Here is a 21,569-nt window from a genome sequence, read left to right as displayed (position 1 = left end):
CGGATGGGGGACGAGGGATGGCGCCACCGGGCCCGCGCTCGCGCGCCCTACTCCTTGAGCGATACGGCGCCCGAGCGGAACAGCGCCTCGTACTCCTGGCCCCGGGTCTGCACCAACCGCGTGAAGTCCGCGCGGCGGTTGGCCACCACCGAGTAGCCCATGTTGGCCAGGCGCTCGCGCACGTCGGGCGCGTTCAGGGCCTGCACCAGTGCGGCATTGATGCGCTCGAGCAGGGGTTCGGGCGTGCCCGCGGCCGCGGCATAGCCGACCCAGCCATCCGAGGTGAAGTCCAGCCCGGCCTCCTGGAAGGTCGGCACATCCGGCAGGGAGCGCACGCGCTGCCTGGCGGTCACCGCGATCGGACGCACCTTGCCGCCTTCGATGTAGGACTTGCCGGTGTTGGTCACCAGTGCGTACTGCAGCCGTCCGCCCGAGAGATCGGTGAGCATCGGCACCTCGCCCGCGTAGGGAATGTGCACGGCTTCGATGCCCATCTTCTGGGCCATCATCACGTTGTTGAAGTGAAAACTCGTGCCTGCGCCCGGCGTGCCGTAGTTCATGGCGCCGGGATTGGCCTTGGCATACGTCATGAACTCCTGCAGGTCGGTCACCTGCATTTCCGGGCTCACGACCAGCGTGAGAAAGGTGTCGACCGCAATGGTCAGCGGCGCGAGCTGCTCGAGCGGCTTGATGCGGTAGTTGGGCTGGGTGAGCGGCAGCGTCATCATGGTGGCGGGCACCACCAAGCCCAGCGTGTAGCCGTCCTTGGGCGCGCGCAGCATCGCGTCCAGGCCGATCTGGCCATAGCCGCCCGGCTTGTTCTCCACCAGCACCGACTGCCCCGTTTGCCTGGCCAGCGACTCGGCCAGCACGCGCGTCACGGTGTCGGTCAGGCCGCCCGGCGGATAAGGCACGACGATGGTGACCGGCCGGGACGGCCAGGCTGCAGGGTCCTCGGCCGCAGCCGGCTGGGCCGCCGCCGTACCCGCCAGCAAGGCGGCGGCCAGCGCGGGAATCGCAAGGTGATGCAGTTTCATGATGTCTCCTCCTAGTCAGCGGCGCTTCAGGCGCGCGCCGTCTGCCCGATACGGGCCAGGAAGGCCAGAAGATGGCGGTTGAAGGCCTCGTGCTGCTCGGCAAAGGCGTAGTGGCCAGCGTTCTCGATGACCACCAGCTCGGCCTGGGGCACGAATTCGCGCATGGCCCGCATGCCCTCCGGACGGCCGACCGTGTCGTGGGCGCCCGCGATGAGCAGGGTCGGCACGCGCACCTGGCGCAGGGTCGGCAAGCCCTCGTAGGCCACGATGGCCTCGATGGCCGAGCAGAAAGTGCTCGCCGACGTGCTCAGCGCCACGCGCTTGACCAGATCGACCATGGGGCCCGAGGAGCCGGGCGCGAACATCGCGTTGACGACCGCGCCGGCTGTCTCCTCGAAGGTCCGGCCGCGCTTCAAGGGCTCGACGCGCTCCGCCAGGAAGGTACGGCGGTCTTCCTCGGATTTCTGGGAGAACGAGCCCACCGTGGCCGACACCACCAGCCCGTGCACCCGCTCGGGCAGGCGCACGGCGACCCCGGGCGCGACGATGCCGCCCATGCTGTGGCCGAGCACGACGTTGCGCGCGGTGCCCTCGCGTTCGACCAGGCTGGCGGCGGTGTCCGCCAGCCGCTCGATGCTCAGCCCTTGCGCGGGCAGCGGACTCAGCGCGTAGCCCGGCGCGTCCCAGGCCACGACGCGATAGCCCGCGCGCACCAGGGTCGCGGTCTCGTACTCGAAATAGGCCTTCGAACCATAGGCCCCGTGCAGCAGGAATACGGTCGTGTCGGCGTCGCCCGAGACCTGGTGGTCCGGGTAGCGATAAGGTTGCATGGTGTCTCCTCCGGTAGGGATGGGGCGCCGTCAAGGCGTCATAGCGGCGCCTTGGGCAATCGCAACAGCGGCGTGCGTTCGAGCTCCCTGGCCACGGCCTTCACCGTCTGGACCAGGCGCGGGCCGATTTCCTCGGCCAGCAGGCGGCGCGGCGTCGTGCTGCTGGGTCCGCCGCACATGAAGGTGTAGACCACGTGGGCATGCTCGGACACCAGCGGACAGGCGACCGCGTTCACCTCGCGCGAGGCCGAGCGTTCCTGCAGCACGAAGCCGCGCCGCGCGTAGCTGGTGTAGGCCTTCTCGATGCGTTCGCGCGCTTGCTGCCAGTCCGGCGTGCGCGGGCGCAGGGCTTCGAGCAGATGGGCGCGCTCCGGGAGCGGCGCCGCGACCAGATAGGCCAGGCCCATGGCCGTGGTCAGGATCGGAATGCGCGAGCCTGCGTCGGTGTTGACCACGATCGCGGTGCGCGGGCGCGCCACTTCGAGGAACACCATCGCGTTGCGATCGTGCATGCCGACGATGGCCGTGCAATCCAGGTCGCGCGCCAGGGCGTCCAGGTAGGGCCGGGCCACACGCTGCATGCCGAGGTTGCGGTTGATCGACGCGCTCAGGCCCAGAAAACCGGCGCCCGGCACGTAGCGCCCGCTGCGCACCTGGCGCAGGTAGCCCAGTTCGGCCAGCGTGTAGGCGAACCGCCCCACCGTCGTGGCCGGCATGGCCGTGATCCCGGCAAGCTCGGCCACCCCGAGTTCGCGCTCGCTGTCGAACGCTTCGAGAATGCTCAGGCCGCGCGCCAGGGCGTGCACGAAGCGCCGCTCGTCGCGTTGGTCGCCGGGTTCCGGCAGTTCGGCAGGGCTGGGCTCGGGGGTCGTCATGCTCGCGTCCATGCGCGGGATTGCGCACTTTTCCTGGCGCCGCCACGGTGGCGGGCGAGGTCGTTGGCGGGAGCATGCCAGCCGGCCCGAAGGCCAGCAACGGCTATCGTCCGAAAAACCGCTATGCGGTTTTGTTCAATGTAAGCCCTTGATTTGTCTCATACCAAGGTTTTCCCTTAGGACTAGACCCGGGGGAATCGATCGCACGCGACGCGCCCAGGCGCCCTGCAGGCCGCAAGGTGCGAAGCTTGCGCTCAGGCCGCGTCGATCACGACGAGCGCGCGGGCCGCACGCCGGCCGAGTGCCTGTAGACTGTGATCGAGATACCCCGGAAAGCGCAGACTGTCGTCGCGCTCGAGCACCACGACGTGCTCGCCGAAGCGCACCTGCACCCGCCCCTCGAGTACGAAGATCAGTTCCTGTCCGGCATGGTGCGCCGCGGCGCGTTCGCCGTGCGTCCCGACATGGACCAGCATGACCGTCGGCCCGCCGCTGCCGTGCGCAGACAAGGCCGCGTACAGGTGGGCGCCCTCCTCCTCGCTGGCCCGGGCAAGGCGCCGTTCGCCGGCGCGCACGACCACGATCTCCTCGCCGGGGTCGGTCTCGCCCAGGAGCGCCGACAGGTTGACGCCCAGCGCCCCGGCCAGGGCATGCAGCGTGCCGACCGAGGCCGATTTCTCGCCCCGTTCGACGCGCGACAGAAAGCCTTTGTCCAGGCCCGCGCGCTGTGCGCACTCGGCCAGGGTGAGGCCGCGTTCCCGGCGCAGGGCACGCAGGCGCAGCCCGATCCGGGCCTGGATCGCGGCCGCCCCGGGCTGCGAGGCGCCAGGGCGCGAACCCGTGCCAGCCTCCTGCAAACGCGCTGCGCACATGGCTTTACCTCAGAAAATCGCAAAGCCGAATGATGCCACCGATTGGGGACAACCATCATTGACGCACCAGACAACTCTATGTACTTTGGGCAACAAGTTGCCTATAGGAAAACATCATGTCCGACACTGAACAGCAGTTGCGCGAACGCGTGGATCGTGAAATCGCCACCCGCGTCTCGCTGCCATCCTGGACACCGCTCGAGCGTTTCGTCCTCGCCTGCCGCATGCTCGCGGCCCAAGGCCATTGGTATGGCGGGCTGGCCGGCCAGATCACCGCCCGCGCCGAGGAGCCGGGCACCTACTTCACGCTGCGTTTCGGCGTCGGTGCGGACGAGGCCACGGCCGAGTCGGTCATCCGCATCGACGACGACCTGCAGCCGCTGGACGGCCGCTCGCTGCCCAATCCGGCCAACCGCTTCCATATGTGGGTCTATGCCCAGCGCCCGGACGTGCAATGCATCGTGCACACCCATCCGCCGGCCACCAGCGCCCTGGCCATGGTGGGCGAGCCGCTGGTCGTCGCGCACATGGACGCCACCCCGTTCCACAACGACTGCGCCTTCCTGCCGGAGTGGCCCGGGCTGCCGATCGGCAACAACGAAGGCGAGATCATCGCGGACGCGCTGGGCAGCAAGCACTCCCTGCTGCTTGCCAACCACGGCCTGCTGACCGCCGGCCGCTCCATTGAGGAGGCCGCCGTGCTCGCGATCTGGTTCGAACAGGCCGCCGCCGCGCAACTGCGCGCCCGCGCCATCGGGCCGGTGCGCCCGGTCCCCGGCGAGCGTGCCCAGGGATCGCACGACTTTCTGCTCAAGCCCGAGATCACCGGCCTCACGTTCGCGTACTTCGCGCGCCGCGTGCTGCGCGAAGCGCCCGACTGCCTCGCCTGAACCGCCCCGACATCCGACCCGACACCAGCAAGGAGCCACGACATGCGTCGCCGACACTTCCTGACTTCCACCGCCACGGGTGCCGCCCTGATCGCCGCGCCTGCGCTGGCGCAGGAGGCACCGACACTGCAATGGCGCATGCCCAGCAGCTTCCCGCGCTCGCTCGACACGGTCTGGGGCTCGGCCGAACTCATCGCCCAGAACGTGGCCGCCTTGACCGACGGCAAGTTCACCATCCGCGCCTTCCCGGCCGGCGAGATCGTTCCGCCGCTGCAGGTGCTGGACGCGGTGCAGAACGCCACCGTGCCCTGCGGCCACACCGCAGGCTTCTACTACCTGGGCAAGAGCCCCGCACTGGCCTTCGATACCGGCGTGCCCTTCGGCCTGAGTCCTCGGCAGCAGGCCGCCTGGCTGCTGCACGGCGGCGGCCAGGCGCTGATGCAGGAGCTGTACGACGCCTTCAACGTCACCGCCATCCCCTGCGGCAACACGGGCGCGCAGATGGGCGGGTGGTTCCGCAAGCCCATCGAGAAGGTCGAAGACCTGAAGGGCCTGCGCATCCGTACGCCCGGCCTGCTCAGCATGGTCTACGAGAAACTCGGCGCGGTGCCGCAGCAGATCGCCGGCTCGGACATCTATCCCGCGCTGGAGAAGGGCTCGCTGGACGCCGTCGAGTTCGTCGGCCCCTACGACGACGAGAAGCTCGGCTTCGCCAAGGTGGCCCAGTACTACTACGGCCCCGGCGTCATGGAGCTGGGCGCCAACCTGAGCGTGACCGTCAACCAGCAGGCCTGGGAATCCCTGCCCGAGCGCTACCAGGCGGCCCTGCGCGCAGCCTGCACCCAGGCCGGCGAAGACCTGCTCGCCAAGTACGACGCCAACAACATCGTGGCGCTGCGCCGCCTGGTGGGCCAGGGCATCAAGCTGCAGAGCTGGCCGGTGCCGGTGATGCAGGCCATGCAGGACGCCACACGGCAGGTGCTGGACGACTATGCGGGCCGTGATGCCGCGTTTGCCAAGGTGCTGAAGCACTGGCGCGCGTTCCGCGCGGACCAACTGCTCTGGGCCAGCGTCAACGACGGCGCCGCCGCGAACTTCCTGATGAGCACGCGCCAGCAGGGCGTATAGCGGCTGGCACCCGGCGCGGAGCCGGGGCTACAGGTGGCGCGCATCGACCCGCGACGCCCCGGCCTTGCCCGGCGCCGTGGCCCGGGGCACGCCGCCCAGCCGCACGATGCGCACCGGTATCGACTTGGCGGCCGGCACGCGGCTCTCGCGCGCATGGTGTCCCAGCGGCAGCAGCACGTTGCATTCGGGAAAATAGGAAGCGCAGCTACCCTCGGGTACGTCATAGGGCACCACACGCAGGCCTTCCAGCTCGCGCCTGCGTTCGTCCGCAGCGACGGTGCACAGCTTCACGGTGTCGCCTTCGTACAGGCCCAGCCGGTCGATGTCGTTGCGATGCATCAGCACCACGTGCCGCGTACCCTTGATGCCGCGGAATCGATCGTCGTAGCCGTATACGGTGGTGTTGAACTGGTCGTTGCTGCGCAGCGTCATCAGGCGCAGCACGTCGCTGCCGGGCGAGGCCGACTCGGATGGTACCGCCGCTTCGGCCATGAAGTTGGCGCGACCATTCCCGGTCTTCCACTCGCGCTGGCGCGCCCCCAGCGGGCGCGGCATGCCGCCGGGCTGCCACATGGCAGTCTCGATGTCGCCGAACTGATCCGGCCAGGTTGCCGCCATCGCTGCCCGCACCGCCACCATATCGTGCGCCCAGACCGGCCAGGGCACCGCGGCGTCCGCCGCCACCGTGCGTTCGGCGATGGCGGCAACGATCGCCGACTCGGCCAGCAGGCGAGCGCTCGCCGGCTTCCGCCTGCCCATCGAACCGTGGATACAGGCCGTGCTGTCCTCGGTGCTGACGGCCTGCGCGCCCCGCGGACTTGCATGCAGTTCGCTGCGCGCCAGACAGGGCAGTAGATAGCCGATTTCGCCCGGATGCAGGTGCGTGCGGTTCAGCTTGGTCGCGATGTGCACCGTGAGGCGCAGACCGCGCCAGGCCGGCTCCAGCCGCCCCGAATCCGGGGCCGCGCGCAAGAGGTTGCCGCCCAGCCCGACGAAGCCGCGCACGCTGCCGTCCATCACGCCCTCACACGTGCCGACGGTGTCCAGGCCCTTGGCGCGCGGCGGCGTGAAACCATAGAGCTCGGCCAGCCTGTCGAGCGGCGCGAGTTCGGGCTTCTCGGTGATGCCCACGGTGCGCTGGCCCTGGACGTTGGAGTGGCCGCGGACCGGACACACGCCCGCGCCCGGCTTGCCGATGTTGCCGCGCATGAGCAGGAGATTCGTGATCATGTGCACGTTGTCCACGCCGCGCACGTGCTGGGTCATGCCCATTCCGTAGATCGCGATCGCGGCGCGCGCATGGCAATACACGCGCGCGGCCGCCTGCAGCGCGCCGCGGGTAAGCCCGGACTCGCGCTCGATGTCGGCCCATTCGCGGGCGCGCACGGCCTGTGCGAACGCATCGAACCCGTCCGTATGCTCGCGGATGAAATCGATGTCCAGCACGCGCGGTGCGCCGCTTTGCACGGCCTCGTCATCCGCCTGCAGGATCGCCTTGCACATGCCGGCAATGGCCGCGCAGTCACCGCCCGGCACCACCTGGTGGTACTGCGACGAAATCCGCGTCGACAGGCTGGACACCATCTCCGAGGGCGACTGCGGGTTCTTGAAAGCTTCCAGCCCGCGTTCGCGCAAGGGATTGAAGGTCACGATCGGCACGCCGCGCTCGCTCGCCTGCTGCAGTTCGTGCAGCAGACGCGGGCTGCTGGTACCGACATTCTGGCCGAAGAAGAAAATGGCGTCCGTCACTGCGAAGTCGGGCAGTCGCACCGTCCCGACCGGCACGCCGATGGTCTTGGGCAGCGCCACCGAGGTGCTCTCGTGGCACATGTTCGAGCTGTCCGGCAGGTTGTTGTTGCCGTAGACGCGGGCGAACAGTTGATACATGTAGGAAGTCTCCAGCGATGCTCTGCCGGAGGTGTAGAACACGACCTGTTCCGCTCGGGCTCGCAACGCGGTGAGCTCTGCGCCGATCTCGGCGAACGCCTGCTCCCAGTCGACCTCGACATAGGCGTCCTTGAGCGGGTCCCAACGCATCGGCGTCGTGAGGCGCCCCGCGTTCTCCAGTTCGAAATCGGTCATGGCGCGCAGCTCGCTCACGCTGTGCGTGGCGAAGAAGCCGGAATCGGCCCGGCGCGTCGTGGTCTCCCAGGCCGTGGCCTTGGCGCCGTTCTCGCAGAACTCGAAGGGATGCGAGCGCGCCGGCTTGGCCCATGCGCAACTGGTGCACATATGGCCACCAGCCTTGTTCTGGCGCCCGAGCGTCGCAACGGCGCCTGGCGCCATCTGGCGCACCAGCACGTTGCCTACGGAATAGGCCGAACCCCAGCCTCCGGCGGGACCCTTGTAGGGGGCGAAATCGACTTTGCGCGTCATACCGTCTCCTGCGGGAACATGAGGTTGCGTCGGATGCGACCCCATGTCCGCAGGATTCATACCCCTGGTTGCCGCGCTCGTCGGCCGGACGGCGGCCTGGGCGTGGCCCGCGTCGTCATGCCGCACATCGTCGCCGCCGTGGACGGGCTCATGGCCCGGCACACGGGCTGTCGACCAGCGCCGGGCGCGTGCCCCCGGGCGTCAGCGGGCGCGCTGCGGCTCGGCGTTGACGACCCCGGCCTGCTCGCGCAAACGGGCGGCCGCCTCCTCGGCGCTCATGCCGGCCGGCGGCTCGACCAGGGCGCCGTCGATCACGCCCAGGGTCTGCACCATGCGCACGCCGACGGCCTCGTTGGCGGTCTGCGCGGCGAACGAGCGCGGCCCCTGGCGGTATTGCACGACGACCAGATTGTCCTGAGCGGCGGGTTGGACCACGGTGGCGCCGGGCTCGCCGCCGCCCGCCCAGCGCGGCAGCCATGAGCAGCCGGCCAGGGCGAGCGCGGGCAGTAGCGCACACACGGTGAACAGACGCAGTGAACGAAAGGGATGCATGGGTCCTCCTGGAAAGCACACCGTGCGTCGTGGCGCCGGCGGCCTGGGCGAGCGCGCCCGGCATGGCGCGGCACGACGATGCGCCCGCCCGGACAAAACCCGGGGCGTGCGCACCAGGGATCATAGCGGCTATGACCACGATGGACCGGCATCGGCAAACAGGCCGGTCCGACGGGCTGAGGGGCCGGCCGGGCCATGGGGCGCTTGCCGCCCCTTCTGCGCCTCTACTCGAGCGGTCGTATCGTCTTGCCCTTGGCGGGCTCGCCCCGATCGACGGGCTTGCCGTTCGCGGCGTAGTTCAGGAACTGGGCCGGCAGGCCCAGCCGCGGGCCGTCCTGCAGGTGAAAGTGCAGGCGGGGCTCCGAGGTGTTGCCGCTGTTGCCGCAGCGGCCCAGTTCGGCGCCGGCCTCGACGCGCTCGCCTTCCGAGAGACGCCTCTTGCCTTGGGGCGGCCCGTCCGGCGGCAAAACAACGAAGCCCGCTTCCTTGCGGTCGCGGGCTTCGTGCGCCACACAGCAGGCCGTGCGGATCAGCGGCCGCGCAGCTTGCGGATCGCGGACAACTGCGCGGCGAGCATGGCAAGCTCGGCCTCGACCACAGCCACCTCGGACTTGTCCTGCGCGTTGCGCAGGGCTTCCTCGGCCTGGCGGCGCGCCTCTTCGGCCTTGGCTTCGTCCAGGTCGTGCGAGCGGATCGCCGTGTCCGACAGCACCGTCACCGTGGTCGGCTGGATCTCCAGCAGACCGCCAGCGACGAACACGTGTTCCTCGCTGTCGTCAGGGCGCACGATCTTGACGGTGCCCGGGCGGATGCGCGAGATCAGCGGCGTGTGGCCGGGCAGGATGCCCAGCTCGCCGGCCTCACCCGGCAGCGACACGAACTTCGCCTCGCCGGAAAAAAGCGAGTCTTCGGCGCTTACGACATCAACGTGTATGGTTGCCATTGGGCTTCCCTATTTCAGTTGCTCCACCGCACAACGCGCAGGCGCGACCACGGCGCATGAAAGCACGCCGGCCGATCCAGGGTGCCGCGGAGCCGGCTTTGCCGGTCCGCCAGCACCGCCCCCTGGGGGGCGCGCGTCAGCGCGTAGGAGGGGACTTTCACTTCAGCGTCTTGGCCTTCTCGAAGGCCTCGTCGATCGTACCGACCATGTAGAACGCCTGTTCGGGCACGGCATCGCACTCGCCGTCGACGATCATCTTGAAGCCACGGATGGTTTCCTTCAGCGTCACATACTTGCCCGGCGCGCCAGTGAACACTTCGGCGACGTGGAAGGGCTGCGACAGGAAGCGCTGGATCTTCCGGGCGCGAGCCACGGCCAGCTTGTCTTCCGGCGACAGTTCGTCCATGCCCAGAATCGCGATGATGTCGCGCAGTTCCTTGTAGCGCTGCAGCGTCTGCTGCACGCCGCGGGCCACCTGGTAGTGCTCTTCGCCCACGACCTGCGGGTCGAGCTGGCGGCTGGTGGAGTCGAGCGGATCGACGGCGGGATAGATACCCAGCGCGGCGATGTCACGCGACAGCACGACGGTCGAATCCAGGTGAAGGAAGGTCGTCGCGGGCGACGGGTCGGTCAAGTCATCCGCCGGCACGTACACGGCCTGGATCGAGGTGATCGAGCCGGTCTTGGTCGAGGTGATGCGCTCCTGCAGGCGGCCCATTTCCTCGGCCAGCGTCGGCTGGTAACCCACCGCGGAAGGCATACGGCCCAGCAGCGCCGACACTTCCGTCCCGGCCAGGGTGTAGCGGTAGATGTTGTCGACGAAGAACAGAATGTCGCGGCCTTCGTCGCGGAACTTCTCGGCCATGGTCAGGCCGGAAAGGGCCACGCGCAGACGGTTGCCCGGGGGCTCGTTCATCTGGCCGAACACCATCGCCACCTTGGACTCCGGCAGGTTGTCCATCTGGATGACGCCGGCTTCCGCCATTTCATGGTAGAAGTCGTTGCCTTCGCGGGTGCGCTCACCCACGCCCGCGAACACCGACAGACCGCTGTGCTGCTTGGCGATGTTGTTGATGAGCTCGAGCATGTTCACGGTCTTGCCCACGCCGGCGCCGCCGAACAGGCCGACCTTGCCGCCCTTGGCGAACGGGCAGACCAGATCGATGACCTTGATGCCGGTTTCGAGCAGCTCGACCGACGGCGACAGTTGGTCGAATGCGGGCGGCTCCTGGTGAATGGCGCGACGCTCGTCGGACTGGATCGGGCCGACTTCGTCGATCGGACGGCCCAGCACGTCCATGATGCGGCCCAGGGTGCCGGTGCCGACGGGCACCGAGATCGGGGCGCCGGTGCCCTTGACGGCCATGCCGCGGCGCAGGCCGTCGGACGAGCCCATGGCGATGGTACGGACGATGCCGTCACCCAGTTGTTGCTGGACTTCGAAGGTCAGGCCCTTCTCGGCGTACGACGAGCTGTCGTCGGCCAGGGTGAGGGCATCGTAAACCTTGGGCATGTGATCGCGGGGGAATTGAATGTCCACCACGGCGCCGATGCACTGAACGATGGTTCCGTTGCTCATGTCGATTCCTTGATATTCGAGATGCACCGCCATGCGCGCCGCACCCCGCAGTTTCCTGTTCGTGACCGGTTGCGCTGCCTCAGACGGCGGCGGCACCCCCGACAATTTCCGAAATTTCCTTGGTGATCGCCGCCTGGCGGGTCTTGTTGTAGACCAGCTGCAGTTCGCCGATGACCTTCTTGGCGTTGTCGGATGCCGCCTTCATCGCCACCATGCGCGCCGACTGCTCGGACGCCATGTTCTCGGCCACGGCCTGATACACCAGCGCCTCGACGTAGCGCACCAGCAGCTCGTCGATCACGCTCTTGGCATCGGGCTCGTAGATGTAGTCCCAGGAATAGGCGCTCTTCTCGGCTTCGCTCTGCTCGAGGCGTTCGGCCGAGAGCGGCAGCAGTTGTTCGACGACGGGCTCCTGGCGCATCGTGTTCACGAAGCGGTTGTACGCGAGGTAGACCGCATCGATCTTGCCGGCGGCGAAGTCGTCCAGTTGCACCTTGATGGCGCCGATCAGGCGTTCCAGGTGGGGCGTGTCGCCCAACTGGACTTCCTGGGATACGAGATTGGTACCCAGCCGCGTCAGGAAACCCAGGCCCTTGTTGCCGATGGCGGTGGCCTGCAGCTTCACGCCCTTGGCATCGAACTCCTTGATGCGGTTGAGCACGGCACGCAGCACGTTGGTGTTCAAGCCACCGCAAAGACCCTTGTCGGTGGTGACCACGATGACGCCGGCGGCCTTGATCTCGCCCGTCTCGGCCAGGTACGGATGGTGATAATCCGGGTTGGCCTGCGACATATGGGCGGCGATGTTGCGCACCTTGTCGGCGTAGGGGCGAGCCGCACGCATCCGTTCCTGCGCCTTGCGCATCTTGGACGCAGCGACCATCTCCATCGCCTTGGTGATCTTGCGCGTGTTTTGCACGCTCTTGATCTTGGTACGGATTTCCTTGATTCCGGCCATAGCTCTATCCTAAACCCGAGCCGGCATCATGTAGGCACATGCGCCGACCCTTGCGGTTGCACTCCCGAGAAAACGCCGGGCCGCCCCAAGTTTGCTTGCCCCCCTCGGGGAGCGGGCTGGGGCAGCCCAGGCCTGGGAGCACTCAATACGACCCGTTCTTCTTGAAGTCCTTGATGGCGTCGGCCAGCTTGGCGTCGTCTTCCTTCGAGAGCTCCTTGGTGTCCTCGATGCGGCCGACCAGGTCGGCATGCTTGGACTTCAGGTACTCCTTCAGGCCCTTCTCGAACGCCAGCACCTGCTCGACCTCGACGTCGTCGAGATAGCCGTTGTTGACCGTGTACAGCGAGACGGCCAGTTCCCACACCTGCAGCGGCTGGTATTGCGGCTGCTTGAGCAGCTCGACCACGCGCTTGCCGCGCTCGAGCTGGCGACGGGTGGCGTCGTCCAGGTCCGAGGCGAACTGCGCGAAGGCGGCCAGTTCACGGTACTGCGCGAGGTCGGTACGGATACCGCCGGAGAGCTTCTTGATGACCTTGGTCTGGGCCGCGCCACCGACGCGCGACACCGAGATACCGGCGTTGATGGCCGGACGCACACCCGCGTTGAAGAGGTCGGTTTCCAGGAAGATCTGGCCGTCGGTGATCGAGATCACGTTGGTCGGAACGAAGGCCGAGACGTCGCCAGCCTGGGTTTCGATGATGGGCAGCGCGGTCAGCGAACCGGTCTTGCCCTTGATCTCGCCCTTGGTGAACTTCTCGACGTACTCTTCGTTCACGCGGGCGGCGCGCTCGAGCAGGCGGGAGTGCAGGTAGAACACGTCGCCGGGATAGGCTTCGCGCCCCGGGGGACGACGCAGCAGCAGCGACACCTGGCGATAGGCCCAGGCCTGCTTGGTGAGATCGTCATAGATGATGATGGCGTCTTCGCCGCGATCGCGGAAGTACTCGCCCATCGTGCAGCCGGCGTAGGCCGACAGGTACTGCATGGCGGCCGATTCGGCGGCCGGCGCAGCGACGACGATGGTGTACTCGAGGGCGCCGGTCTCTTCGAGCTTGCGCACCACGTTGTTGATCGTCGAGGCCTTCTGGCCGATCGCGACGTACACGCAGGTGATGCCCTTGCCCTTCTGGCTGATGATGGTGTCGACGGCGACGGCTGTCTTGCCGGTCTGGCGATCGCCGATGATCAGCTCGCGCTGGCCGCGGCCGATGGGCACCATGGCGTCGATGGCCTTCAGGCCGGTCTGCACGGGTTGCGACACCGACTTACGGGCGATCACGCCCGGGGCAACCTTCTCGATGACGTCGGTCAGCTTGGCGTTGATCGGGCCCTTGCCGTCGATCGGCATGCCCAGCGCGTTGACCACGCGCCCGCGCAGTTCGGGGCCGACCGGCACTTCCAGAATGCGACCGGTGGTCTTGACCGGGTCGCCTTCGGAGATCTGGGTGTATTCGCCGAGGATGACCGCGCCGACGGAGTCGCGCTCGAGGTTCAGCGCCAGACCGTAGACGTTGTTGGGGAATTCGAGCATTTCGCCCTGCATCACGTCGGACAGGCCATGGATGCGGGTGATGCCGTCGGTCACCGAAACCACGGTGCCCTGGGTGCGGATGTCGGTCGACGCCTCCAGGCCCTGGATACGGCTTTTCAGCAGTTCGCTGATCTCGGACGGATTGAGTTGCATGGATAGACTCCTGGGATCCTGTTTGCCGGTGCCTGTCAGTTGGCGACCAGCGTATCGCGCATGCGCTCGAGCTGGGCACGCACGGAAGCGTCCAGCACCTGGTCGCCCACACTGACGCGCACGCCGCCGATCAGCGCCGGCTCGATGCTGACGACGGGCTTGAGCTTGAGACCGAACTTCTTCTCGAGCCCGGCGACCAGTTCGGTCACCTGGGCAGCGGTCAGCTCGAAAGCGGACTCGATGCGCGCATCGGCCACACCGTCGTGGCGGTTCTTCAGTAGGGCGAACTGGCGCGCGATTTCGGGCAGCAGTTCGAGACGGTCGTTCTCGGCAAGCAGCGACAGAAAGTTCGATGCCGCCGGGTTGAGTTTGGACTTCAGCACCGAGCTCAGAAGCGCAACGCGCGCCGGAGCATCCAGGCGCGGGCTGGACAAGGCCGACTGCACCTCGGGATGCTGCTCGGCCTGGGCCATCTCGGCAACCAGATCCGCCCAGGCCGCCAAGTCGGCACCGTCGGCGAGCGCGGCGCCGAACAGGGCTTCGGCGTACGGCCGGGCGATGGTAGACAGTTCAGCCATGGTTGGGCATCCTGATGTTTAGAGCTGCGCCTTCAACTGGCCCAGCAGTTCGGCGTGCGCCTGTGCGTTGACCTCGCGGCGGAGGATCTGCTCGGCGCCCTTGACGGCGAGATCGGCCACGGCGTCGCGCAGCGAATCGCGCGCGCGCTGGGCTTGCTGCTCGGCTTCTTGTTGGGCTTGCGCCAGAATGCGGGCACGCTCGGCCTCAGCTTCCTTGCGCGCGGCCTCGACGATGGCGGCAGCCTGCTTCTCGGCGTCGGCCATCCGGACCTGGTTCTCGGCCTTGGCCGAAGATTCGAGCAGGCTCACACGGGCCTGGGCTTGGGCCAGATCGGCACGGCCGCGCTCGGCGTCAGCCAGACCAGCAGCGATTTTCTGGCGACGCTCTTCGATGGACTTCGACAGCGGCGGCCACACGAACTTCATCGTGAACCAGCCGAGAACGAAGAACACGAGCATCTGGAAGATGATCGTAGCGTTCAGATTCACGGTCGTTTCCCTATAGCGAATGGAAATTCAGTCGTGGCGGCGGGCGCAGATGTCTGGGCCGCCGCGCCGCCACGCCCTGTTTGCGGGCTCTGAAGCGCGTCTTAGACGAACGGGTTCGCGAACGCGAACAGCATGGCGATACCGACACCGATCAGGAACGCGGCGTCGATCAGACCGGCCAGCAGGAACATCTTGGTTTGCAGAGCGTTCATCAGTTCGGGCTGACGAGCGGAGGCTTCGAGGTACTTGCCGCCCATGATGCCGATACCGATGCAGGCGCCGATGGCGCCCAGACCGATGATGAAAGCGCAAGCAAGAGCTACGAAAGCGACGTTGGTCATGACGACTCCTAGGAAATGAAAATCAGAGCTTGGAAAACAAGGTTGGAAACGTGTGCGGCCTGCCCATCGCGGACCACACGTGCACCCGGTGTGACCCGGCGTTTTCGGTGCATGCCGGTGCCGGCGGGATGCCGGCCGCGGGATTCCCCGCCAGCCGCGCATCGAGCCCGTCGGCCCGCGCCAGCACCATCAGTGCCCTTCGTGTGCCTGGCCGACGTACACCAAGGTCAGCATCATGAAGATGAAACCTTGCAGCAGAACGATCAGAACGTGGAAGATGGCCCAGATGGAACCCGCCAGCAGGTGCCCGAAACCGAATGCCAGGCTGGAAGCCGACAGACCGGCCCAGCTCGCGCCCAGCAGCGCGATCAGCATGAAAATGAGTTCGCCGGCGAACATGTTGCCGAACAACCGCATGCCCAGCGAGACCGTCTTGGCGAAGTACTCGACGATGTTCAGCAGCAGGTTGAAGGGGGCGAGGACGATCGCGCCGATGCCGTGGGCGTGGAAGGGGGCGGTGAAGAGTTCCTTCACGAAGCCGCCCGGATGCTTGATCTTGATGCCGTAGTACAGCGAGAGCAGCAGCACGCCCAGGGACATGCCCAGCGGCACGTTCAGGTCGGCGGTCGGCAGGATGCGGTGGTAGTGGATGACCTGGTCCAGGCCCGTCCAGCGCAGGATGCTCGGGATCAGATCGACCGGCACCAGATCCAGCGCGTTCATCAGGATGATCCAGAGGAACACGGTGAGAGCCAGCGGGGAGACGAAGCGACGGGTCGACTCGTTGGGGATGATGCTCTTGGCCTGCTCCTCGACCATCTCGACGAGCATCTCGACGGCGGCCTGGAACCGGCCCGGCACGCCCGCCGTCGCGTTGCGCGCGGCTCGCCACAGGAAAAAGCAGACGATCGAGCCCATCAGGATCGACCAGAACAGCGAATCGTAGTTGACGACGCTGAAATCGGCGATGACGGTCTGGGGATGCCCGGTGTTATTGAGGTGCCCCAGATGGTGCACGATGTATTCGGACGCGGTAGGCGCAGCACTAGCCATCTCTAAACCTTCGCATGGGCCCGGCGCCTGCCGGCCGCGGAACTGCGGGGCCGGCGCCAGGAATGGTTATGAATCCTTGAACAACAACAACCAGTAATAGCTCTTGAGAGCCACCACCAGGCCAACCAGCAGCGCGGGCCAGACCAGAACGTCCCTGCCGAATTTCACAGCCAGCCCCAGCAGACATGCCGTGAGGACGAGCTTGATGAATTCCCCCAGAAGGACCGTCGCGGGCGACGCAGAGCCACCCCCGATCATTCCGAACAGCAACCGCAACGCCAACAGCACATTCGGAATCGCACAGGCTGCCGCCCCGACCAGAGCGGAAAACCCGGCCATGGGCCCGGCCACCAGCCACGCCGCCAGGGCGACCGCTCCGCTTGCAGACAACTGCACAACCACCGTGCGCGCGAGCGTTCTGGCTGCGCGCCGATCGATGACTGCAATTTCTTCTGCGGAGAGGGCCTTGATGTCGGGCGTATCGCCCGCATCTTTATCGTCAGAGACGTCGTCCCAGGCGTTGTATGGCACCTGCATCCTTTGCGCTTGCAGCATCGTGCCCGGTCGAACTCGCCCTGCGATTGTCGGCAGAGGCAAGAATCTTCCCTGAGATTCGGCGCTTACTCGGGTGAAGTAAGCGCCCCGCTCATGGCTCGATGCTGTTTTTCTGTAGGCGTCAAACTTTTCAAGTATAGCGTGCTTTGATGCCGTGCCGCAATTGGTTACGGCACATTAACAGCGCATCTGCGCCCATCCCGCTGGCAACACGCACCTTTACGATGCGTGCGGGCGCATTCACGGTGCCAGCAAGTCCGGCCCGATTTCGCTGATTTGCCGCAGTGCACAAAGCGCCATCGCGCGATCGAGCTCCTCGCGCAGCAGGGCCAGCGCCCGACCGGCGCCGGCCTCGCCGCCCGCTGCCAGCCCGTACTGCACCGCGCGCCCCAGCAGCACGCCGCTCGCGCCCAGCGCGAGCGCGCGCAATACGTCGACACCGCGCCGCACCCCACCGTCCACCAGCACCGGCCGTCCGCCGGCCAGGGCGGCGACGCGCGGCAACAGATCCAGAGCGCCGAGCGCGCCGTCGAGCTGCCGGCCGCCGTGATTGGACAGCACGAGGCCATCGACGCCCAGCGCAAAGGCATCGCGAGCGTCGTCTGGATGCAACACTCCCTTCACCAGCAGGCGATGCGGCCAGCGTTCGCGCAGGCGCGCCAAGGCGTGCCAGTCGAACGAGGCATCCATCTGCCGCTTGAGCAGCGCAGCCTGCGATTCGGCGTCGGCGGCGTCCACCGTGGCAAGATTGGCCAGTTGGGGGCTGCCGTGCCGCGCCATGCGCCAGAGCCAGCCGGGGTGGCGCGCGACATCCAGCACCGTGCGCGGCGTGACACGAAACGGCTGCGCGAAGCCATTGCGCAGGTCGCGTTCGCGATAGCCGCTGACCGGCACGTCGATGGTCAGCACCAGTGTGCGGTAGCCCGCCGCCAGCGCGCGCTCGACCAGGGCGTCGGCGATCCGGCGGCTGATGACGTAGAGCTGGAACCAGAGTTCGGTGTCGGGCGCCCCGCGCGCCACGTCCTCGAGCGACACGCTGCTCGCCGTCGACAGGATGAAAGGCACGCCCGCCCGGCCTGCGGCGCGCGCCGTGTGCAGATCGCCCTGCGGCCAGAACACGCCGGCCAGGCCCACCGGCGCGACGGCCACGGGCATGGCCCACTCCCGCCCGAACAGGTTCACCCGGGGATCGCGCACCGAGGCGTCGCGCAAGAGGCGCGGCTGCAGCCGCAGCGCCTCGAACGCGGCCCGGTTTGCGCGCAGGCTCACTTCGTCCTCGGCGCCGCCGTCCAGATAATCGAACACCATGCGCGGCAGGCGCCGCTGCGCCAGGCGGCGCAGATCGGCGATGGACAACGCGGAAGACAAGGACATCGGCTCACTCGACTGTCGAGAAAGGGACACGCACCGTCAGCGGCGCACTATACACAGTACACACAGGCGGCCGCAGCGCGGCGCATCGTGCCGCGATCCGGCATTCCCTTCCCTACCGTCTGCTGCGGGGGGCTCATCCGAGCGCCGCCCGCCACAGGACCGGCACGCAGCCGGCCCGTGCACGCTTTGCTCAGTCCTTGCCCAGATCCACGCTGCCGCCGATCTGCGCCCAGCGCTGGAGCTCGGCGCTGGCAAAGCCGGGAAAATCGCCCGAGCCTTCGCCGCTGGTGGTGGCGCCGTAGTCCTTCCACAGCCTCTGCACCTGGTCGCTCGCCAGGGCTTTGTTCACCAGGTCGCGCATGGCCTGCGTCACCTCGTCGGGCAGGCCGGCCGGCCCGAAGATGCCGTACCACGTGGTCACCGCCAGGTCGGGCACGCCCGCCTCGGCCAATGTCGGTACATCCGGCAGCGCCGCGGAGCGCTCGGCGGACGTCACCGCCAGCGGCCTGAGCGTGCCGGCCTTGATCTGGCCCAGTGCGGAAGGCATGGTCTCGAACATGAAATCGATCTGCCCGCCCATGAGATCGGCGATCGCCGGCGCGCTGCCCCGATAGTGCACGGCCTGCGTATCGATCCCGACGATGCTGTCGAACCGCTCGGTGGTGAGATGGTGCAGGGTCCCCTTGCCGCCCGTACCGTAGTTCAGCGACCCGGGCTCGGCCTTGGCCCGTTCGACCAGCTCCTGCACGGTCTTCTCCGACGCCTTGGCCGGCACCAGCAGCACGTTGGGCACCGTGGCGAACAGGCTGACCGGCAACAAGTCCTTGCCGGTGTCGTAGGGCATCTCGGGATAGGCCACCGGCAGGATCATGTGGTGCACGCCGCCCATCAGGAGCGAATAGCCATCGGGTTTGGACTTGGCCACATTGTCGGCACCAATGGCGCCGCCCGCGCCGCCCCGGTTCTCGACGATGAAGGTGCCGCCGGAGATATCCGACATGGCCTGGGCCAGCGGCCGGGCCAGGGTATCGAGGGAACCGCCGGCCGCGGCCGGCACCACCAGCCTGACCGGCCGCTCGCCGGGCCAGTCCGCGGCCTGCACCGGGGCCGCCGCTGCACACGCGACGGCCACCGCCGCCACCCATGGGGTCATACGCATCGTTGTCTCCTTCAGAATACGGCGGCAGTCTCGTCGCGACCGCCTTGTCCGCAATGCAAGTGGGCACACAGCCGGTGTCGGCGCCGGCCGCGCGGCCGGAATCAGCCCTTGCCCCGTCCGCCCGAAGCCGGCAGCTTGGCCAGCTCCCGGATGCGCGCCCGATCGGGCTCGAAGCCCAGCCCCGGCGTCTCGGGCAGTGTCAGCCAGCCGCGTTCGGGTTCGGGAAAGCCGTCATAGAGCTGGCGCATCATCTCCACGGCGACCAGATGCCATTCGACCCGCCCGCCATTGGCCAGGCCCGCATGCAGGTGCATGTTGTGCAGCGGGAAGGCACCGCCGTTGGCCAGCGCCACCCCATGGGCATCCGCCATGCCGGCGATCTTCGCGGCCTGGGTGTAGCCGCCGCTGATGACCACGTTGGGCTGGACGCAGTCCACCGCGCCCGCCGCCAGCATGTCGCGAAAGCGGAAGGCCAGCCCTTCGTTCTGGCCGGCGGCCACCGCCACGCCCGTCTGGCGCCTCAGGTCGGCCATGGCGTGCACGTCGTTGCGCGACACCGGCTCCTCGAAGAAGCCGAGATCGCAGTCGGCCACGGCGCGGGCCAGTTTGTTGGCATGAAAGGCGTCCAGGCTGCAATTGGCATCGATGTACAGGCCCGCCTGCGCGCCCGCCGCCTCGCGCACGATGCGCACCCGCTCGGCGTCCTCGCGGATGACCTCGCCCAGCGGCCGGGGCTCGTCGCGGCGCTGCATGGCGCCATGGCCGACCACCATCTTCAGGTGGTCGAAACCCTGCGCCTGGCAGGCGTGCGCCGAGGCCGCCAGCGCCTCACGGTCGAGAAAGCCGAAGCCGAAGGTGGCATAAAGGGGCACGCGGTTGCGCGCACCGCCCAGCAGCCGCCACACGGGCTGGCCCAGGATCTTGCCCTTGATGTCCCATAGCGCGACGTCGATCGCCGCGATCGCATGCATGCCGTAGCCCGTCTGCCCGCGCGGGCAGAGCAGCCAGTAGAGACGGTCCCAGACGGCTTCGTGGGCCAGGGCGTGCATGCCGACGATGGCCGGGCCGGCGACGGCATCGACGATGGCCCCGATCACTTCCTCTTCGGTGATCGCGGTCAAGCCATGCCCGACGATGCCCTGGTCGGTCTCGACCTCGACATAGCACGCCGACAGCGAGGTCTCGCGCCGGATCTCACCGGCGACGAAGCGGATCGGAACGTTCAGCGGCGTCGCCTTGACGCGGGTGATTCTGTGCATGCTGGCCCTTGGTGCGCGAAGTGCAATGAGCGCCACTATGCGCAATGCCGGCACGCGGCGCCATCATCATTTCGGCAGGCCAGCGTGCGAATTTCGCGCAGGCAGGAGGAACTCCAGCAGCGTCGCCGTCGACGCCGACACTTCGGACGCCGGGCGATGGCACAGCAGGAAAGTGCGCTCGGCCCAGGCTTCGTGCACCGGAACGCGGACGAGGCCCTGGTCGGCCGCCAGCCATTGCGCCGCGGGTTCGGGCATCAAGCCGATGCCCAGCCCGGCCCGCACCATGGCGGTCAGGGTATCGAAACTGCGCGTGCGGATGCGCTGGCGCAACTGCGCGCCGCGCCGCGAGGTCTCGCGCTGCAGCAGGGCCTGGGAAGCCGTGCCCTCGGCCAGCGCCACGAAGGCGTAGGGCAGCAGGTCGTCGAAGCCCAGGGCCTGGCGCTGCGCCAGGGGATGGCCGCGCGGCGCGATGACGAGCAGGCGGTCCCGGCGATAGACGGCGCTTTCCCAGCCCGCGGACGGCACCGCGACGTGGCTTTCCAGGATACCGATGTCGGCATTGCCCTGGGCGAGCGACTTCACCACGTCGTGGCTGCTCATCTCGCGCAGGTCGATGTCGATGTCGGGATAGGCCTGCTGGTGGCCGTGCAGATCCCGCGGCAGGAACTGCAGCGCGGCCGAGGTACAGGCCGAGATGCGCACCACGCCGCGATCGCCCAGGGCGTGCGCGGCGGCATCGCTGTGCATGGCCTCCACCGCCAGCATCAGCGTACGCGCATGCGGCAGCAGGCTGCGGCCCGCCTCGGTGAGCACCACGCCGTGCGGACGCCGCTCGAAGAGGGCGAGGCCGAACTGCTCCTCCAGGTCGGCGATCCGCCGCGAGGCGGCCGTCGCCGCCACGCAGAGCTGCTCGGCAGCCCGGGTGATGCTGCCGTGTTCGACGACCGCGATGAACAGGCGCATCGAGGTCAGGTCGAAGCGGATGCGATCCAGCGCGCGCATGATGTCGGGTGCAAGGCAGGGCAAGGCGCCCCGCC

At 67.8% G+C, this 21,569-nt stretch carries 22 protein-coding genes; 2 read left to right on the top strand and 20 right to left on the bottom strand.

Going from position 1 to position 21,569, the window contains the following annotated elements; all coding sequences use genetic code 11:
• Positions 1–47: 47 nt before the first annotated feature.
• The 4 genes from FOZ76_RS02095 to FOZ76_RS02080 all read right to left on the bottom strand — a co-directional run bounded on the left by FOZ76_RS02095 (position 48) and on the right by FOZ76_RS02080 (position 3,614).
• A complete protein-coding gene (locus FOZ76_RS02095; protein WP_143946471.1) occupies positions 48–1,037 on the bottom strand; it encodes a Bug family tripartite tricarboxylate transporter substrate binding protein in 990 nt (329 codons plus the stop codon).
• Between the two features lie 26 nt (positions 1,038–1,063).
• The gene (locus FOZ76_RS02090) at positions 1,064–1,867 is read right to left on the bottom strand and encodes an alpha/beta fold hydrolase (protein ID WP_143946470.1); all 804 of its coding nucleotides are present in this window, start codon (positions 1,865–1,867) and stop codon (positions 1,064–1,066) included.
• 38 nt (positions 1,868–1,905) lie between these two features.
• Positions 1,906–2,742 (bottom strand): IclR family transcriptional regulator, encoded by an 837-nt coding sequence (locus FOZ76_RS02085; protein ID WP_170235256.1) that lies wholly within the window; start codon positions 2,740–2,742, stop codon positions 1,906–1,908.
• A 254-nt stretch (positions 2,743–2,996) separates the two neighbouring features.
• The gene (locus tag FOZ76_RS02080) at positions 2,997–3,614 is read right to left on the bottom strand and encodes a helix-turn-helix domain-containing protein (RefSeq protein WP_143946468.1); all 618 of its coding nucleotides are present in this window, start codon (positions 3,612–3,614) and stop codon (positions 2,997–2,999) included.
• A 116-nt stretch (positions 3,615–3,730) separates the two neighbouring features.
• On the opposite strand from FOZ76_RS02080, the gene FOZ76_RS02075 reads away from it, so the two are divergent.
• A complete protein-coding gene (locus tag FOZ76_RS02075; protein WP_143946467.1) occupies positions 3,731–4,504 on the top strand; it encodes an aldolase in 774 nt (257 codons plus the stop codon).
• A gap of 42 nt (positions 4,505–4,546) precedes the next feature.
• Positions 4,547–5,632: a TRAP transporter substrate-binding protein gene (locus tag FOZ76_RS02070; protein ID WP_143946466.1), complete on the top strand. Its 1,086-nt coding sequence runs from the start codon at positions 4,547–4,549 to the stop codon at positions 5,630–5,632.
• A gap of 27 nt (positions 5,633–5,659) precedes the next feature.
• Here FOZ76_RS02070 and FOZ76_RS02065 read toward each other — a convergent pair whose 3' ends face one another.
• The 16 genes from FOZ76_RS02065 to FOZ76_RS01990 all read right to left on the bottom strand — a co-directional run bounded on the left by FOZ76_RS02065 (position 5,660) and on the right by FOZ76_RS01990 (position 21,558).
• Positions 5,660–8,008: an FdhF/YdeP family oxidoreductase gene (locus FOZ76_RS02065; RefSeq protein ID WP_143946465.1), complete on the bottom strand. Its 2,349-nt coding sequence runs from the start codon at positions 8,006–8,008 to the stop codon at positions 5,660–5,662.
• 201 nt (positions 8,009–8,209) lie between these two features.
• Positions 8,210–8,560, bottom strand: coding sequence for a S8 family serine peptidase (locus FOZ76_RS02060; RefSeq protein WP_143946464.1), 351 nt, complete (start codon positions 8,558–8,560; stop codon positions 8,210–8,212).
• 224 nt (positions 8,561–8,784) lie between these two features.
• On the bottom strand, positions 8,785–9,072 hold the full coding sequence (locus FOZ76_RS02055) for a M23 family metallopeptidase (protein ID WP_170235255.1): 288 nt from the start codon (positions 9,070–9,072) through the stop codon (positions 8,785–8,787).
• 17 nt (positions 9,073–9,089) lie between these two features.
• The gene (locus tag FOZ76_RS02050) at positions 9,090–9,503 is read right to left on the bottom strand and encodes a F0F1 ATP synthase subunit epsilon (protein ID WP_143946462.1); all 414 of its coding nucleotides are present in this window, start codon (positions 9,501–9,503) and stop codon (positions 9,090–9,092) included.
• 157 nt (positions 9,504–9,660) lie between these two features.
• Complete coding sequence (gene atpD, locus FOZ76_RS02045; RefSeq protein ID WP_143946461.1) at positions 9,661–11,082, bottom strand: F0F1 ATP synthase subunit beta; 1,422 nt, start codon at positions 11,080–11,082, stop codon at positions 9,661–9,663.
• A gap of 79 nt (positions 11,083–11,161) precedes the next feature.
• A complete protein-coding gene (gene atpG / locus FOZ76_RS02040) occupies positions 11,162–12,040 on the bottom strand; it encodes a F0F1 ATP synthase subunit gamma (RefSeq protein WP_143946460.1) in 879 nt (292 codons plus the stop codon).
• A gap of 142 nt (positions 12,041–12,182) precedes the next feature.
• Positions 12,183–13,724, bottom strand: a complete 1,542-nt coding sequence (atpA, locus tag FOZ76_RS02035; protein ID WP_143946459.1) for a F0F1 ATP synthase subunit alpha — start codon at positions 13,722–13,724, stop codon at positions 12,183–12,185.
• A gap of 35 nt (positions 13,725–13,759) precedes the next feature.
• The gene (locus FOZ76_RS02030) at positions 13,760–14,302 is read right to left on the bottom strand and encodes a F0F1 ATP synthase subunit delta (protein WP_143946458.1); all 543 of its coding nucleotides are present in this window, start codon (positions 14,300–14,302) and stop codon (positions 13,760–13,762) included.
• Between the two features lie 18 nt (positions 14,303–14,320).
• Positions 14,321–14,791, bottom strand: coding sequence for a F0F1 ATP synthase subunit B (locus FOZ76_RS02025; protein WP_143946457.1), 471 nt, complete (start codon positions 14,789–14,791; stop codon positions 14,321–14,323).
• A 101-nt stretch (positions 14,792–14,892) separates the two neighbouring features.
• Positions 14,893–15,132: a F0F1 ATP synthase subunit C gene (gene atpE / locus FOZ76_RS02020; protein WP_068371391.1), complete on the bottom strand. Its 240-nt coding sequence runs from the start codon at positions 15,130–15,132 to the stop codon at positions 14,893–14,895.
• A gap of 189 nt (positions 15,133–15,321) precedes the next feature.
• Complete coding sequence (gene atpB / locus FOZ76_RS02015; protein ID WP_143946456.1) at positions 15,322–16,185, bottom strand: F0F1 ATP synthase subunit A; 864 nt, start codon at positions 16,183–16,185, stop codon at positions 15,322–15,324.
• A gap of 66 nt (positions 16,186–16,251) precedes the next feature.
• Positions 16,252–16,740, bottom strand: coding sequence for an ATP synthase subunit I (locus FOZ76_RS02010; protein WP_143946455.1), 489 nt, complete (start codon positions 16,738–16,740; stop codon positions 16,252–16,254).
• A gap of 240 nt (positions 16,741–16,980) precedes the next feature.
• Positions 16,981–18,114, bottom strand: a complete 1,134-nt coding sequence (locus FOZ76_RS02005; RefSeq protein WP_143946454.1) for an alpha-hydroxy-acid oxidizing protein — start codon at positions 18,112–18,114, stop codon at positions 16,981–16,983.
• Between the two features lie 190 nt (positions 18,115–18,304).
• On the bottom strand, positions 18,305–19,273 hold the full coding sequence (locus tag FOZ76_RS02000; protein WP_143946453.1) for a Bug family tripartite tricarboxylate transporter substrate binding protein: 969 nt from the start codon (positions 19,271–19,273) through the stop codon (positions 18,305–18,307).
• A gap of 101 nt (positions 19,274–19,374) precedes the next feature.
• The gene (locus FOZ76_RS01995; protein ID WP_143946452.1) at positions 19,375–20,532 is read right to left on the bottom strand and encodes a mandelate racemase/muconate lactonizing enzyme family protein; all 1,158 of its coding nucleotides are present in this window, start codon (positions 20,530–20,532) and stop codon (positions 19,375–19,377) included.
• A 66-nt stretch (positions 20,533–20,598) separates the two neighbouring features.
• Entirely contained in the window at positions 20,599–21,558 is a 960-nt protein-coding gene (locus FOZ76_RS01990) for a LysR family transcriptional regulator (protein WP_143946451.1), read from the bottom strand.
• Positions 21,559–21,569: the final 11 nt, after the last annotated feature.

The sequence above is a fragment of the Verticiella sediminum genome (assembly GCF_007558815.1).
Taxonomy (GTDB): domain Bacteria; phylum Pseudomonadota; class Gammaproteobacteria; order Burkholderiales; family Burkholderiaceae_B; genus Verticiella; species Verticiella sediminum.
The sequence above is the reverse complement of the archived record's forward strand: the minus strand, read 5'-3'. Positions and strand labels throughout refer to the sequence as shown.